11 protein-coding genes are annotated in these 15,669 nt (G+C 71.7%); 2 read left to right on the plus strand and 9 right to left on the minus strand.

The features are described 5' to 3' along the window. Positions 1-241 precede the first annotated feature (241 nt). The 4 genes from KCQ71_RS11045 to KCQ71_RS11060 form a co-directional block, all read right to left on the minus strand. Positions 242-1,282, minus strand: coding sequence for a resuscitation-promoting factor (locus tag KCQ71_RS11045; protein ID WP_223405757.1), 1,041 nt, complete (start codon positions 1,280-1,282; stop codon positions 242-244). A 160-nt stretch (positions 1,283-1,442) separates the two neighbouring features. Next, positions 1,443-2,348 (minus strand): TatD family hydrolase, encoded by a 906-nt coding sequence (locus tag KCQ71_RS11050; RefSeq protein ID WP_223405759.1) that lies wholly within the window; start codon positions 2,346-2,348, stop codon positions 1,443-1,445. 10 nt (positions 2,349-2,358) lie between these two features. Beyond that, the gene (gene metG / locus KCQ71_RS11055; protein WP_223405761.1) at positions 2,359-4,155 is read right to left on the minus strand and encodes a methionine--tRNA ligase; all 1,797 of its coding nucleotides are present in this window, start codon (positions 4,153-4,155) and stop codon (positions 2,359-2,361) included. A 154-nt stretch (positions 4,156-4,309) separates the two neighbouring features. Beyond that, positions 4,310-4,993: a winged helix-turn-helix domain-containing protein gene (locus KCQ71_RS11060; RefSeq protein WP_223405763.1), complete on the minus strand. Its 684-nt coding sequence runs from the start codon at positions 4,991-4,993 to the stop codon at positions 4,310-4,312. Positions 4,994-5,357: 364 nt separating this feature from the next. Between KCQ71_RS11060 and KCQ71_RS11065 the strand changes: the two genes are divergently transcribed. Beyond that, positions 5,358-9,860 (plus strand): S8 family serine peptidase, encoded by a 4,503-nt coding sequence (locus KCQ71_RS11065; RefSeq protein WP_223405765.1) that lies wholly within the window; start codon positions 5,358-5,360, stop codon positions 9,858-9,860. Positions 9,861-9,963: 103 nt separating this feature from the next. Here KCQ71_RS11065 and KCQ71_RS11070 read toward each other — a convergent pair whose 3' ends face one another. The 5 genes from KCQ71_RS11070 to folE form a co-directional block, all read right to left on the minus strand. Continuing rightward, the gene (locus KCQ71_RS11070; protein ID WP_223405767.1) at positions 9,964-11,154 is read right to left on the minus strand and encodes a PQQ-dependent sugar dehydrogenase; all 1,191 of its coding nucleotides are present in this window, start codon (positions 11,152-11,154) and stop codon (positions 9,964-9,966) included. 8 nt (positions 11,155-11,162) lie between these two features. After that, entirely contained in the window at positions 11,163-11,945 is a 783-nt protein-coding gene (locus tag KCQ71_RS11075) for a pyrimidine reductase family protein (protein WP_223405769.1), read from the minus strand. Positions 11,946-11,955: 10 nt separating this feature from the next. Next, positions 11,956-12,903: a dihydropteroate synthase gene (gene folP, locus KCQ71_RS11080; protein WP_223405771.1), complete on the minus strand. Its 948-nt coding sequence runs from the start codon at positions 12,901-12,903 to the stop codon at positions 11,956-11,958. 61 nt (positions 12,904-12,964) lie between these two features. Next, positions 12,965-14,218: an NAD(P)/FAD-dependent oxidoreductase gene (locus KCQ71_RS11085; RefSeq protein ID WP_223405773.1), complete on the minus strand. Its 1,254-nt coding sequence runs from the start codon at positions 14,216-14,218 to the stop codon at positions 12,965-12,967. A gap of 27 nt (positions 14,219-14,245) precedes the next feature. Then, the gene (folE, locus tag KCQ71_RS11090) at positions 14,246-14,920 is read right to left on the minus strand and encodes a GTP cyclohydrolase I FolE (protein ID WP_223405775.1); all 675 of its coding nucleotides are present in this window, start codon (positions 14,918-14,920) and stop codon (positions 14,246-14,248) included. A 70-nt stretch (positions 14,921-14,990) separates the two neighbouring features. Here folE and KCQ71_RS11095 point away from each other — a divergent pair, with 70 nt between their 5' ends. Further along, positions 14,991-15,659, plus strand: coding sequence for a helix-turn-helix domain-containing protein (locus KCQ71_RS11095; RefSeq protein ID WP_223405777.1), 669 nt, complete (start codon positions 14,991-14,993; stop codon positions 15,657-15,659). Positions 15,660-15,669 lie beyond the last annotated feature (10 nt).

Raw genomic sequence — 15,669 nt, forward strand, 5'->3', positions numbered from 1 at the left:
CCGATCGGGGGGAGGGAGGATCCGCACACGGTGCGTTCGCCCGGGCCTCGTGGTCGCCTCCTCGGAGCGAGGGAGGACGCTCCAGCGGTGGTGACCGACCCGTGGTCACGCATGGTTCGACCCGTAGGGCCGGGTTGACTGTAACTCAATCGTTATGCAACGCGCCAGAAGGGCTACTTGTGAGGCGACACACGTCGTGATACGGAGTCGGTCGGGGGTCGCCGGCCGGCCCCGATCCGGGTCAGTACCAGCCGACCGACTGCGAGTGGCCCCAGGCGCCACAGGGGGTGCCGTAGCGGCCGGAGATGTAGTTCAGGCCCCAGGTGATCTGGGTGGCCGGGTTCGTCCGCCAGTCCGAGCCGGCGCTCGCCATCTTCGACCCGGGCAGCGACTGTGGGATGCCGTAGGCACCGGAGCCTGCGTTCTGCGCGTACGGGTTCCAGTTGCTCTCCTTCTGCCACAAACGGTCGAGGCAGGACCACTGGCTGGAGTCCCAGCCGCGAGCCGCGACCATCTGCTGGGCGATCCCGCGCGGGTCGGTGCCGCTGTAGCTGCCGCTCGGCGCCGAGGAGGAGCCCGAGTCCTCGGGCGAGGCGGCCGTGGTGGTGCGGCCGGTGCCGACCAGGACGACCTCGTCCACGGGCTCGGAGACGAGGATCACGGCGCTGTTGGTGCGTGAGACCTCGACGCCGTTCTCGTACGTGGCGGTGAACGCGGTGACCTGGGAACCCTCGACGCCCTCGGTGTCCACGCGGGTGGTCCCGGCCGGCAGTGCGGAAGTCTCCCGCTCGACTGTCTCGAACGGGATCGTCGCGGTCTCGGCCCCGTACTGGGTGCCGACCCGGGCGATCGTCACGGTGTCGCCGTCGGTGGCCTGCTGGTTCATCTCGGAACTGACCTGGTCGTCGACACCGACGACGATGCCGTTGTCGATCAGGGCGTCCGCGAGGGTGAGCGCGTTCGAGGTGATCTCGAGGTCCTGTCCGTCCACGGTGACGGTGAAGGTGACCTCGTTCTCGGCCTCGAGTGCGGTGCGCGGCAGTTCGCCGCGGGAGACCTGGGCCCAGACGTTGTCGCGACCGGTGACCTCGGGGGCCGCACCGGCGTCGCCGACGACGCTCTGGGGGTCGAGGTCATCCGCCTGGGTAGTGGCGAAGGCAAGGCTGCCGGCGAGGACGACGACGAGGCCACCGACACCGATCAGGCGGCGAAGCGGGCGGGGAATCTCGGTTGTTGCGGGCGAGTCGGCGCGGTGGCGCGACCCGGTCTTGTCAACTGACACAGGGAGTCCTCTTCTGACTGCATTCGGCCTAGGAGGGGTTGGCCGAGTTCGACCGTAACCGATCCGTGACCTCATTGGCCACACAGGAGGGGTCGGGGTGTGGACGTTCACACCTCCTCCACAGGCTCGAAGTACCGCCCGCGGACGTCACTCCGACCTCTCACCAGGGCCCGTAGAGCTCCTCCGACGTGGCGGTGAGCGCCTCGCACAGCGTGGCCGGATCGACGTCGCGCACCTGTGCCAGCGCCCGCACCGTGAGCGGCAGCAGGTAGGGCGCGTTCGGTCGGCCCCGCCACGGATGCGCGGTCAGATACGGGGCGTCGGTCTCCACCAGCAGCAGCTCCTGCGGGACCACCCGGGCTGCCTCGCGCAGGTCCTCGGAGTTGGAGAACGTCAGCGTGCCGGCGAAGGACAGGTAGTAGCCCCGGTCGGCGCAGTAGCGGGCCATCTGCGCGTCGCCGGAGAAGCAGTGGAACACGGTGCGCTCGGGGGCGCCGTCGGCCTCGAGCACCTCGAGCACCTCGGCGTGGGCGTCCCGGTCGTGGATCTGCATGGGCAGGTCCAGTTCCTTCGCCAGGGCGATGTGCGTGCGGAACGCCTCCCGTTGGGCGGCGCGCCCCCGCGGCCCGGCCCGGAAGTGGTCCAGGCCGGTCTCGCCGATCGTGCGTACCCGTGGGTCGGCGGCGAGGCGGGCGATCTCGGCGATCGCGTCATCGAGCCCGACGTCATGACGGGCCAGCGGCGCCGGTTCCATTCCGTCCGGTGCCACCTCGTGGATCCCGGCGTGCAGCACTGCCTCGTTCGGGTGGATCGCCACGCCGGCCACGACCTGTGGGTGCGCCCGGGCCATCTCGACGCTGACCCCCGCCGAGTCGAGGTCGCACCCGATCTGCACGATCGCGCGCACGCCCACCCCGGCCGCCCGCTCGAGGTGACCGGCCACGCCAGGGTCACCGACGCCGTCGGCCAGTACCCCGGCGATGGACTCGAGATGGGTGTGGTTGTCGATCACCTCGGCCGGCAGCGGCTCGGGTGCCTCCGGCCAGTCCCGGCGTCGTTTGCTCATCGCCGTCGGCCTACGCCCGGCTCCGCAGCCGGTCCAGCTCCTCCTCGACGATGCCGTCGTCGAGCTTGGTGAACACCGGGGTCGCCGGCCCGACCGGCGTGCCGGCCACGACCGGGCTGCGCTCCCACGCGGCCAGCGTCTCGCCGAGCCGGTAGTCACCGGTGATGATCGGGTAGTGCCGGCTCGGGTCGTCCAGGTCGGTCACCTCATCGATCCGCGGCTGCGGGGCGACGGCGGAGGTTCCGCCGAACGCGGCGTGCACGGCCTGGGCGGAGTGCGGCAAGTAGGGGGCCAGCATCGTGTTCAGGTCGCCGATCGCCTGCGCCGCCGTGTGCAGCACGGTGCCCTGACGCTCGCGGTCCTCCTTGAGCTTCCAGGGGGCCGCCTCGGACAGGTACCGGTTCGCCTCCCCGACCAGACGCATCGCCTCGTTGATGCCGGCGCGCTGACGCTGGCCGGCGATCGCCGTGCCCACCGTGTCGAAGCCGGCGGAGGTCTGGGCGAGCAGGTCGCGGTCCAGCTCGGTCAGCTCGCCGGCGGCCGGGATCTCGCCGAAGTTCTTGTGGACGAGGTTCGCGGTGCGGTTCACCAGGTTGCCCCAGCCGGCCACGAGCTCGTCGTTCGTGCGGCGCTTGAACTCGGCCCAGGTGAAGTCGCTGTCCGCGGACTCCGGCCCGGCGACGGCGATGAAGTACCGCAGCGCGTCCGGCTGGTACCGGGCGAGCATGTCCCGCACGTAGATGACCACGCCGCGCGAGGACGAGAACTGCTTGCCCTCCATGGTGAGGTACTCGCTGGAGACCACCTCGGTCGGCAGCTGCAGCTTCCCGAACTTCCCCGGGGCACCGCCCTTGTCCCCGAGCCCGTCGTAGGCGAGGAGCTCGGCGGGCCAGATCTGGGAGTGGAACGTGATGTTGTCCTTGCCCATGAAGTAGTACTGCATCGCCGCGGGGTCACCCCACCACTGTTGCCACTCCTCGCCGGTGCCGAACCGGCGGGCCCACTCCACGCTCGCGGACAGGTAGCCGATGACCGCGTCGAACCAGACGTACAGACGCTTCGCGCCGTTCTCCTCCCAGCCCGGCAGCGGCACCGGGATCCCCCAGTCGATGTCCCGGGTCATGGCCCGCGGGCGCAGGTCCTCGAGCAGGTTCTGGGAGAACTTCAGGACGTTCGGACGCCAGTCGGTGCGGGTGCCGAGCCACTGTCCGAGTGCCGTGGACAGCGCAGGCAGGTCGAGGAAGAAGTGCTCGGTCTCGATGAATTTCGGGACCTCGCCGTTGATCCGGCTGTGCGGGTTGATCAGCTCGATGGCGTCGAGCTGGTTGCCGCAGTTGTCGCACTGGTCGCCGCGGGCGCCGTCGTAGCCGCAGATCGGGCAGGTGCCCTCGATGTAGCGGTCGGGCAGGGTGCGGCCGGTCGACGGCGAGATCGCACCCTTGGTGGTCTGCTCGATCATGTACCCGTTCTTGTGCACCGTGCGGAACATCTCCTGCACCACGGCGTAGTGGTTGCGGGTGGTGGTGCGGGTGAACAGGTCGTAGGTGAGCCCCAGCTGGGTGAGGTCCTCGACGATGACCCGGTTGTACCGGTCGGCGAGCTCCTGCGGGCTCACGCCCTCCTGCTCGGCCTGGACCAGGATCGGGGTGCCGTGCTCGTCGGTGCCGGACACCATGAGCACGTCGTGACCCGCCATCCGCATGTGCCGGGAGAACACGTCGGAGGGAACGCCGAAGCCGGCGACATGGCCGATGTGCCGGGGGCCGTTGGCGTAGGGCCAGGCCACGGCGGAGAGGATGCGGGTCATGCGTCCGATCTTAGGGCGCGCCGTGGTCGCGCCGATCCCTCCCGAGGGCGACGGTGGTGAGGCAGTGCCTCGCGCCTGAGCAAGGCCGTTCCACCCTCCTTGCTCTGGGCGCAGGCTCTGCGTGAGCGCGTCAGGTACTGCGTGAGCGTTTGCGTCAGCTCGCGATCTTGAGCCGGTACCCGATGCCGCGCACGGACGCGACCTCCAGGCCCTCGGCCGAGAGCAGGCGCCGGCGTAGCCGCTTGACCGTCGAGACCACCACGTCGGAGTCCCCCAGGTAGCCGGTCCGCCACACGTTCGCGGTCAGCTCGGCGAAGGACCAGACCCGGTCCGTCTCGGAGGCGAGCGCGGCGAGCAGGTCGAACTCCCGGATGGACAGGTGCACGCGGCGGCCGCGGATGGTGACCTCACGAGTAGCCAGGTTCACCTGGAGCGGTCCGCGGGTGAAGATCCGGGCCGCCCGACCGACCGCGCCGGGCCGCTCGGCCACATCTCGCCGGCCCGGCGGTCCGGCCGCTGCCCAGTCACCGACCGTGTGGCTGCCGGCTCCCTGGTCCGCGTTCGTCCGGTTGCCGGTTGCCGGGTCGGCGTTCGTCCGGCTGGTCGTCGCTCGCACCATGTCCCCGCCGTCGGGAGCGCTCCCACCTGCGGCGGCGCTCCCACCTGCGGCGGCGCCGTACCGGTCGTGGGCGAGCAGCTCCCTGGCCGCGTGCGTGTCGGCCGCGGCCACCACGACTGCGTGCGGCCCCACCAGCCGAGCAACCTCGCTGCACACCTCGAGCGGCACCCCGATGCACAGCACGTAATTGCGTTCGGTCTCAAGATCCCCAATAGACACCTGACTGCTACCTCCCCCGAGTGCGGTCTGCCGTGATCCTTTCCAATTGCGCAGGTCAGGTCAAGGGTTCGGCCGTTTCGGGCCCGCCCCCGCCCGGCGTGGCGCCTCCAACACACCGCCCGGCCGCCGGTTGAACAGCGATCGACGAGCACCTGACCATCACCTGAACGTTGCCTGATCCCCACCTGACGACAGGGTGACGAGGGCCTGACCGTGACCTGACCGCAACCTGACCGTGTTCTGGCCGGGTGCCGTCCTTGTCCGGCTCCACCGTTCGCGGCAGCGTGGCGGGATCCCCTGATCCGGGGGATCACATACGCGTACCCGAGCACCGCCCGGGCACGCGTCGTCATATGGAGGCACAGTGCGTACACCCCTGATGTTCGCCAGACGACTGGTGGTCGCCGCCTCTGCGGCAGCGGCGATGGTCGCGACGATGGCCGTCGCAATCATCCCCGCTGCCGCGGAGCCGACGACTCCGGCCGTCCCGGCCACAGCCGACGAGAAGTTCACGGAAGAGGCGATGTCGACATTGTCGGCAGCCGACTCCGCGGACTTCTGGATCCGCTTCGCCGACCGCGCAGACCTGAGCGCGGCCGCGGCGACCGCCGACTGGGACGCCCGCGGCGTCGCCGTCCACGACGCCCTCGTCCAGACCGCCGAGGCCGCCCAGGCCGGCGTGGTCGCCGACCTCACCGCGGCCGGCGCCACCTTCGAGACCCATTGGATCTCGAACGCGATCCTGGTCCAGGGCGGCTCCCTCGACCTGGCCCGCCAGGCCGCGTCCAGCAGCGAGGTCCTCGAGATCCGGCAGACCACCACCTACCCGGCCGAGGAACCCGTCGCCGGGCTCACGGTCGAGACCTCCTCGATGGGCCGCAACGTCCTCGAATGGGGCGTCAGCGCCATCAACGCCGATGACGTCTGGGCCGAGTACGGCGTGACCGGCGAAGGCATCACGGTCGCGAACATCGACTCCGGCGTCCAGGGAGACCACCCCGCACTCGCCGCGCACTACCGCGGCCTCCAGCCCGACGGCACCGTGGTCGACGACTACAACTGGTTCGACGTCGCCGGCGCCTGTGACGGCTCCCCGTGTGACACCGACGGTCACGGCACCCACACCATGGGCACGATGATCGGCAGCGACGGTGGCGCCAACCAGGTCGGCGTCGCCCCCGGCGCCGACTGGATCGCCGCGAACGGCTGCTCCACCTGCGCCGACGCCGACCTGATCGCCTCCGGCGAGTGGGTCATCGCGCCGACCGACTCCGCGGGTGAGAACGCCGACCCGACGAAGCGCCCGCACATCGTGAACAACTCCTGGGGCTCACGGACCCCCTCGAACGACCCGTTCATGGAGGACGTCATCGCCGCGTGGGAGGCCGCCGGCATCTTCGGCACCTGGTCCAACGGCAACAGCGGACCGTCCTGCTCCACGTCCGGGTCACCGGGCAGCCGGACCATCACCTACTCCGTCGGCGCGTTCGACATCAGCGGCGACATCGCGTCCTACTCCGCGCGCGGCCCCGGTCAGGACGGCGAGATCAAGCCGAACATCGCAGCCCCCGGCTCGAACGTGCGCTCGTCCCTGCCGGGCGACTCCTACGGCACCGGCTCGGGCACCTCGATGGCGGCCCCGCACCTGGCCGGAGCGATCGCCCTGCTGTGGAGCGCGGCACCGTCGCTGATCGGTGACATCGCCGGCACCCAGGCCCTTCTGAACGCCACGGCCGTGGACGTCGACGACACCACCTGCGGCGGCACCGCCGAGGACAACAACGTCTGGGGCGAGGGTCGTCTCGACGCCCTCGCGCTCGTGCAGGCGGCACCCACCGCCGAGGCGGGCACCCTCTCCGGCACGGTCACCGGCTCCGACGGCGGCCCGATCGCGGGTGCGACCGTCACCGTCACCGGTGAGAGCGAGCGGGTCCTGACCACCGACGAGGAGGGCGCCTTCACGGGCACCTTCGTCGCCGGGCCCTACACCGTGACCGCGACCGCGTTCGGGTACGCCCCGGCCACTGCCGACGTCACCGTCGTGGCCGAGGAGACGGTCGGCGTGGACCTGGTACTGGAGGCAGCGACGTCGTTCGCGGTCGCCGGGACCGTCACGAACGAGGCCGACGGCGCACCCGTAGCAGGCGCGACCGTCGCCTTCACAGGTGCTCCGATCGAGCCGGTCACCACCGGCGCGGACGGCACCTACGCCGTCGCCGACGTGCCGGCCGGCACCTACACCGTCACCATCACCGGTGACCGGTGCAGCGCCCCGTTCTCGACCGAGATCGTGGTCGACGGTGACGAGACGCTCGATGCGGCGCTCGTCGGCCTCCAGGACGACTACGGGTACTTCTGCTCCGTGGGCACCGACGGCTACCGACAGGGCGACACCCCGCTCAGCCTGACCGGTGACGACGCGGCCACGGCCGTGGAGCTGCCGTTCGCGTTCCCGTTCTACGGCGGCTCGTACTCCACGGCGTACGTGTCGACGAACGGGCACGTGAACTTCCTCGCCGCGGTCACCGCGTACTCCAACGCGGCGCTGCCGACCACGGCCGCACCGAACGCGGCCGTCTACGGGTTCTGGGACGACTTCACCTTCAACAATGGCGGCACCGCCCACACGGCGAGCACCACCATCGACGGTGAGGACGCGTTCGTCATCGAGTACCGGGACGTCAGCCCGTTCTCGAGCACGGACACCGTGAGCTTCTCGATCACCCTGTTCGCCGGCGGCGACGTGGAGATCGGCTACGGCCCGGCCTCCAACGCGGAGAACCCGCGCCTGCTCGGCGACTCGGCCACGGTCGGCATCGAGAACGAGGCCGGCACGGTCGCGAGCCAGTACTCGTTCAACGAGGCCGTCCTGGCGACGGGCTCCTCGGTGCGGTACGAACTGCCGCCGAACGGCACCGTGTTCGGGAACGTGACGGACCTCAACGACGGCCTGGCCGTTGCTGGGGCGACGGTCACGGCCACCCCGGACGACGGCGGTGAGCCGCGGACGGTCACCACCGACTTCGGCGGCGACTACAACCTGTTGCTGTTCTTCGGCGCCTACACCGTCGACATCGAGGCCCCGGGGTACACCACCCGCACGCGGGACGTCGTGATCGACGTGGACGGCGAGACCAACCGGTTCTCCCCGAAGCTGAAGACGGGCATCGCAACGGTTGCTCCGCCGTCGTACTCCTGGACCCTCACCGAGGGCCAGACCCGCACGGCGGACCTGACCATCGCCAACACCGGCTCGGCACCGCTCACCTACACCATCGGTGAGCTCCCGCGGGCGGTCAACGAGGCGGCGGCCGTTCCGGCGCTGTCGACGGCGGCTGTGGACGCTGCCGTGGTGCCCGCGGGCAACACCTCGCTGGCGCAGGTCAACTCGGCCTTCGCCGAACTCGAGGAGGCGGCCGCACAGACGGACCCGAACGCCCGCACGGCGCTGGGTCTGTACTCCGACGACCAGCTCGACCAGCTGGCCGCACCGGTCACGCCGGACGCGGTCGGGGACATCCTGGCCCAGTGGGACTCCAACCTTGCCGGGGTCGCCTGGGGCGTCGGGTACACCGGCGACGTGTGGATCTCCGACGCGGAACAGGTCGTCAACCAGCAGTACTCGACGGCCGGCGCACCGGGCAGCCAGTTCCCGGCGAACTGGGGCGGCACCTGGTCCGGCGACCTCGCGCAGGACTCCACGACCGGGGACCTGTGCCAGGTGAACGTCGGTGGGGACAACGGGATCCACTGCTTCGAGGAGGCGACGGGGGCGGCGACCACCACCCTCACCGGCTCGCCGTGGTCGTCCGTGTCCCAGCGCGGGCTGGCCTACAACGCGGCCGAGGACGTGTTCTACACCGGCGGTTGGAACGAGGGCATCATCTACACGGTGGCGGGCACCACGCACGCCACCCCGGGTGAGACCCTGGCCCAGTGCACGCCGGAGGACCCGTCCATCGCGGGCATCGCGTACAACCCCACCTCGAACACGATCTGGTACGTGAACAGCGCGCTGGTCACGTCGTTCTTCCAGATCTCGCCCGAGGACTGCTCGACGATCAGCACGGTCGCCTACCCGGTGGCCGGTGAAGGCCCGGGCTCCGGTCTGGACCTGGACGCCACCGGCGCCCTCTGGACGGCGAACCAGCTGACCGGCGAGGTGTACCTCGTGGACGTCGGCGACCCGAACGTCACGGACGTGCCGTGGCTGACGGTCACCCCGGCCGAGGGCACCGTGCGGGCCGGTCGGTCCGCCACGCTGGACGTCACGGTGGACACCACGGGCCTGGCGCCCGGGGTGTACGGCGCGAACATCCTGGTGCAGACGAACGCCGGGCGGGTCTCGACGATCACGGTCCCGGTGACCCTGATCGTCTCCGCCTACCAGGTCGGGGTGAACGCCGGCGGCGGCGCCTACACCGACGCCGGGGAGTTCGCCTGGTCCGCCGATCAGCCGCTCTCCGCGGGCGACTGGGGCTGGACCGGTCAGCGCACCGAGACCGAGGCAACCGACCTCGCGATCGGCGGGACCATGGAGGACACGCTGTTCCAGACCCGGCGCACCGGGATCTTCAGCTACGTGTTCACCGACGCACCGGCCGGGACGTACGCGATCGACCTCGGGTTCGCCGAGTTCGACGCGGACTACCCCGAGCGTGACCGTCTGTTCGACGTGCTCGTCAACGGCGAGTACGCGTTGGTCGCCGTGGACGTCGCGGAGGAGGCCGGCGGCCTGTGGGCCGACCAGCACACCGTGATCGTCGAGCACGAGGGCGGTGATCTGGAGGTCGAGCTGGCCAACCGGCGCAGCTACGAGTACCCGATCCTGAACACGCTGGCGGTCACCGAACGGGGTGATCTGTGAGGTAGTTCCGTAGCGGAAGCAGGCGACGGCGGCCGGGCACCTCGCGTGTCCGGCCGCCGCCGCGTCCGGGGTCGGCCGGGCCGACCGTCGCCTGGGGCGAGGGCTACGAGACGTCGAGCTCGACGACCCGGTCGTCGCCGTCGCGGACCTCGCCACGGCCGTCGGTGTTCGACGTCGCCACCCACAGCTCGCCGTCGGGCGTGAGCGTGACGGCCCGCAGCCTGCCCAGGTCCAGATACGAGCTCGGCTCGCCCACGCCGTCGGGCGTGATCGGCACGTACCAGAGCCGCTCGCCGCGCAGCGCGGCGAGCCAGACGCCGGTGTCCGTCACCGCGAGGCCCGACGGTGAGGCCTCCGACGTCGGCCAGGTCACCACGGGATCGACGTACTCGCCGGTCCCGGCCCAGCCCTCGACGTGCGGCCAGCCGTAGTTGCCGCCCGCGGTGATGACGTTGAGCTCATCGAGGTCGTGCTGCCCGAACTCGGAGGCGTACAGCCGTCCGTCGCTGGTCCAGCCGAGGCCCTGCACGTTGCGGTGGCCGTAGCTGTAGATCTCGGTGCCGAACGGGTTGCCGGGTGCCGGGTCGCCGGTCGTGGTGAGGCGCAGGATCTTGCCGCCGAGGCTGTCCAGATCCTGCGCCCGGGACGTCCGCCCGGCGTCACCGGTGCTCACGTACAGGAAGCCGTCCGGGCCGAACGCGAGCCGGCCGCCGTTGTGGTTCCCGGCCGCCGGGATGCCCTCCAGGACCACCCGCGGGCCCACCAGGGCGTCGCCGTCGAGGTCCATCCGGATCACCCGGTTGTCGGTGCGCGTGGTCAGGTACAGGTACACGCCGCCGTCGGGCCCGACGGCGATCCCGAGCAGGCCGCCCTCGCCGCCGTGCTGGACGTCCGGCACTGCGCCGTCGGCCCCGCCGGCATCCAGCGGCGTGACGGCGCCGCCGGTGACCCGCAGCACCCGCCCGGAGTCCCGCTCGGTGATGAGCGCGGAGCCGTCCGGTGCGAACGCGACGCCCCACGGCGTCTGCAGGCCGGTCGCGACCGTGGCGCCGACGCGCACGTCGGTGACGTCGGCCGGAGGGCCCGACGGCGGGGGTGTCGCGGGCGTGGATGCGCCGGGTTCGGAGGTGGTCGCCTCGGGCTCGGTGGGGGCGGTCGGGGTGATCGCGCTCGGCTCCGGCACGGGGCCGCCCTCGCGGTCGGTGGTGCAGCCGGCCGCGAGCGCGAGCATGACGGCCAGGAGCAGCACACGTGCAGGTCGGACGCTCCGAAAGGGCCGGATGGTCCGTCGCATCGTCGCTCCTAGGCGTCTTGGCGCTGGTACCTCAGGAACAGCATGTCACCGGCGGAGAGCACGTGCGCGAGTCGCATGTCCAGCGTGCGCTGCGGGCCACCGCGGGCGATCCGGCCGGCCGGGCCGCCCTCGAGGACGGGGCTGACGGTGAGGCACACCTCGTCCACGGCGTCGGCGCCGATCAGGGTGCCGAACAGGTGCGGGCCGCCCTCGCAGAGCATCTGAGTCAGGCCGCGGCCGGCGAGCTCGCGGCGCATGGCGTGCGCGTCGATGCCCCCGGGCACGCCGGCCCCGCTCGTCACCGGCGCACTGCCGGGACCTTCGCACACGATGACGTCGGCGACCTGCGCCAGGGCCGCACGCTGCGGCTCGGGCGCAGCCGGGCCGGTGAACACGATCGGGCGCACCGGTGCGTCGGTGAACACCGGCGACGCCGGATCCAGGGCAAGGCGTGCGGAGACGATCGCGAACACGGGGTGCTCGGCCAGCCCGTGCTCCCGGCGCCAGGCGGCATCCGGCTCGGGCAGCCGCATCCCCACGTACCCCTCGGCACGGACGGTCCCGGCGCCGACGATCACGACGTCGCAGAGCCGGCGCAAGGTGTCGAAGACCTGCTTGTCGGCCGCGTTGTTCAAGGCACCGGAGAGTCCGTCGTGGGTCGCGGCGCCGTCGATGCTGGAGATGAAGTTGACCCGCAGGTGGGGGCGGTCGCGGTCGGCGACGGCGTACGCGGCGAGCAGGTCGCCGGTGTCGAAGGCCGGCTCGTCGGCGGGCTCAGGTGCAGTGCTCATCGGGAACCCGTCACATGTTGTGCCGGGTCCAGGCGGGCTCACGCAGCCCGAGCACGGCCTCGGCCATCCGGATCGTCTGCACGGTCGGCGCGACGTTGTGGGCCCGCACGATCCGGGCGCCCCGCTCGATGCACATCACGGTCACGGCCAGGGTGCCGATCAGCCGCTCCCCGCGCGGTGCGTCGAGGGTCTCCCCCACGAAGTCCTTGTTGGACAGCGCCACCAGGGTGGGCAGCCCGATCTCGGTGATCTCGGCCAGGCGGCGGGTGATCTCCAGGGAGTGCAGCGTGTTCTTGTTCAGGTCGTGGCCCGGGTCGATCACGATCCGGTCCGGCGCGATCCCGGCCGCGAGCGCCGCCTCGACCTTGGCGCGCAGGAACTGCGCGATCTCGGCCACGACGTCACCGTAGGTGGGTCTGGGATGGTGCCGGTGCGGCTGCGCGATCGAGTGGGCGATCACCACGGTGGCGCCGGTCTCGGCGACGGCCTCGGCCATGCCGTCCACCCGCAGGCCCATCGTGTCGTTGATGACGTCGGCGCCGGCGGCCACGCAGGCCCGGGCCACCTCCGGGCGGTAGGTGTCCACGGAGATCACCACGTCGGACGCCGCCCGGATCCCCTCGATCACGCCGAGCACCCGGTCGAGCTCCTCCGCGACGCTCAGCTCCGGGGTGTCCGGCGAGAACGCCATGCCGCCCACGTCCACCCAGTCCGCGCCGTCGTCCGCGGCACGCACCGCCGCGGACACCGCCGCGTCGAGCGCGAACGTCGCTCCGCCGTCGTAGAAGGAGTCCGGGGTGCGGTTCACGATGGCCATCACGGCCACCCGGTTCGCGAAGTCGAACGTGCGGGGCCCGATCGTGCGGGGCGCCAGGCGGCGGACCGGGTCCGGGCAGAGCGTTGCGTGCGTCATCGTGGCGCGGTCCTCCATGCCGGGGTCCCCGGGTACGCGTCCCATCGTGCCATCCCGCCCCGGTCCGACCGAGCAGACATGGCTGCCACCACAGCACTCTCGACGCTCAGAGATCCGCGATCGCGACGTCCGGGTCGGCCAGCCGGGCCACGTCCACCCCACGGCCGGACGCGATCAGGGCGTCGATCTGCTCGTTGACGTCCCACACGTTGACGTTCATCCCAGCGACCACGCGGGCGTCGTTATCGGGTCCGGTGACCCAGAACGCGATGAACTCGCCGCCTCCCACGTCGCCGCGGTAGACCACCCGGGAGCCGGACATGAGGTCGCCGTACCCGGAGAACTCCATACCCAGATCGAACTGGTCGGTGTAGAAGTACGGCACCCGGTCGAAGCTGAGGTCCTGGCCGAGCATGGACCGCGCCGCCGCGGCACCCTGACGTTCGGCGTTCGCCCAGTGGTCCACGTGCAGGTGCTTGCCGAGCACCGGGTGGAACGCGCTCGCGACGTCGCCGGCCGCGAAGACGTCCGCGAGTCCGTCGGCGTCGCCCTCGGCGCGCAGCGCGGCGTCCACGACCACGCCGCCCTCGACCCGCAGCCCGGCGGCCTGCGCCAGCTCGGTGTTGGGCACGGCGCCGACCCCGACCACGACCACGTCGGCGCCGACCACCTCGCCGTCGGCCAGGCGCACCCCGGTCACATCGGACTCCCCCTCAAACCCGGCGACCTCGACCTGCATCCGCACGTCCACACCGTTGCGGGCGTGCAGCGCGCCGAAGTACGCGCCGAGCTCCGCGCCCAGCGCGGGCTCGAGCGGGACGTCCTCCCGGCCGAGCACGGTCACCTCGTTGCCGTAGCCGCGGGCGGCCGCGGCCACCTCGAGCCCGATCCAACCGGCACCGACGATGACGACCCGACGGCCGCCGTCGGCCAGGGCGGCGCGCAGCGCCTCCGACTCGGCGAACGTGCGCAGGTAGTACACCCCGCGCAGGTCCGGGTACGCCTCCCCGCGCAGGCGCCGCGAGGACGCACCCGTGGCGAGCAGCACCTTGTCGTAGCCGAGCGTCTCACCGTCGTCCAGCAGCACCTCGTGCGCGGCCGGGCGCAGCTCGCGCACCGGCGTGCCGCGGCGCAGCTCCACGGAGTTCTCCGCATACCAGGGCTCTGGGTGCACCTGCGGCTCGGCCCGGTCCGCCGAGCCGGCAAGGAACTCCTTCGACAGCGGCGGGCGGATGTAGGGCACCTCGTCCTCGCCGGCGAACAGCACCACCCGGCCGGTGAAGCCCTGCTCCCGAAGGGTGGTCGCGGCGGTGGCCCCGGCCAGCCCGCCTCCGATGATCACGAACGTCTGCTCAGCCATGGCACTCATCCTTATCGGTATCGGTACTCAGCGCAGCCCGGTGAGGGCGAGGAACTCGCTGCGCGAGCGCGCGTCGTCGCGCAACACGCCGTGCAGGGCGCTGGTCACGGTCCGCGCACCCCGCGCCCCGACGCCGCGCAGCGACATGCACTCGTGCTCGGCATCGAGGACCACCCCCACCCCGCGGGGGTCGAGCCGCTCGGCGAGGAAGTCGGCGATCTGCTGGGTGAGGCGCTCCTGGACCTGCAGGTCACGCGCGAAATGCTCCACCACCCGGGCCAGCTTGGACAGGCCCACGAGCCGCGACCCGGGCAGGTAGGCGACGTGCGCGACTCCGGTGAACGGCAGCAGGTGATGCTCGCACAGGGAGTGGAACGGGACGTCGCGGACCAGCACGAGCTCGTTGTAGTGCTCGTCGTTGCCGAACGTGGTGAGGGTGAACTCACGTGGGGTGAGCATCTCCAGGTAGGCGTCCACGACCCGCCGGGGCGTGTCCTGCAGGTGCGGTCCGCGCACGTCGCGGCCGAGGGCCGTGAGGAGGTCGCCGACGGCGGTGATCGCCTTCGCGCGATCGATCGGTTGGTGGTCGGTCGCCACATGCTCGAGGTCGACGGCGTCGCGTCCGTGAGCTGTCCCGCTCGGTTGCTCGAGTGCGAACCGAGGGCTCGGCGGCTCCGCGGTGAGGGTGGTCAGGTCGTCCATGCAACGACGGTAGATCCGTTCCCGAACTTTCGTCCAGCAAAGTTGTTTTTAGAAGCGTAGGGTGGTGGTCATGGTCGAGGACACCACGCATCGGCTCGCCGCGCTGGACCATCCGACGCGCCGCGCGCTGTACGACCTGATCGCCGGGCAGGACGAGCCCGTCGGGCGGGAGGCCGCCGCGAGCGCGCTCGGGCTGAGCCGCAGCACCGCCGCCTTCCACCTGGAGGCGCTGGCCGCCGCCGGCCTGCTCGGCGTGGAGTTCCGCCGGCTCGGCGGGCGCCGCGGTCCCGGTGCCGGCCGCCCGACGAAGCTCTACACCCGCGCCGCCGAGGAGATCTCGGTGTCCGTGCCGCCCCGGCACTACGAGCTGGCCGCGGACCTGTTCGCCGGGGCGATCGCCGAGTCCGCACGGACCGGCGCCGGCGTCCGGGACGTGCTCCGCGAGCGCGCCGCGGCCGACGGTCGCGCCCGTGGCGAGCGTGCGGGCACGTTCGAGGCGGCCCTGGCCGGCGTGGGCTTCACCCCGCGGGAGGAGCCGGCCGGCGACCTGGTGATGGGCAACTGCCCGTTCCACCAGCTCGCGCAGGCGCACACGGAGCTGGTCTGCGAGCTCAACTACTCGCTCGTGCGAGGCATGGCCGAGGGCGCCGCGTGTGGCCGGCGGGTGGTCGCCGATCCGGGCGCCGGGCGCTGCTGCGTGCGGGCCGAGGCCCGGCCCGAAGAGGCCGGCCCGCCGTGACCGACCACCC

The organism is Occultella gossypii (assembly GCF_019947135.1).
Classification (GTDB): domain Bacteria; phylum Actinomycetota; class Actinomycetes; order Actinomycetales; family Beutenbergiaceae; genus Occultella; species Occultella gossypii.

Bases quoted from the DNA above. Each gene is read 5' to 3' on its own strand.
- KCQ71_RS11075 (WP_223405769.1), bottom strand. From the start codon at position 11,945: ATGAGCACTGCACCTGAGCCCGCCGACGAGCCGGCCTTCGACACCGGC.
- folE (WP_223405775.1), bottom strand. From the start codon at position 14,920: ATGGACGACCTGACCACCCTCACCGCGGAGCCGCCGAGCCCTCGGTTC.
- folP (WP_223405771.1), bottom strand. From the start codon at position 12,903: ATGGGACGCGTACCCGGGGACCCCGGCATGGAGGACCGCGCCACGATG.
- metG (WP_223405761.1), bottom strand. From the start codon at position 4,155: ATGACCCGCATCCTCTCCGCCGTGGCCTGGCCCTACGCCAACGGCCCC.
- KCQ71_RS11085 (WP_223405773.1), bottom strand. From the start codon at position 14,218: ATGGCTGAGCAGACGTTCGTGATCATCGGAGGCGGGCTGGCCGGGGCC.
- KCQ71_RS11095 (WP_223405777.1), top strand. From the start codon at position 14,991: ATGGTCGAGGACACCACGCATCGGCTCGCCGCGCTGGACCATCCGACG.
- KCQ71_RS11050 (WP_223405759.1), bottom strand. From the start codon at position 2,348: ATGAGCAAACGACGCCGGGACTGGCCGGAGGCACCCGAGCCGCTGCCG.
- KCQ71_RS11070 (WP_223405767.1), bottom strand. From the start codon at position 11,154: ATGCGACGGACCATCCGGCCCTTTCGGAGCGTCCGACCTGCACGTGTG.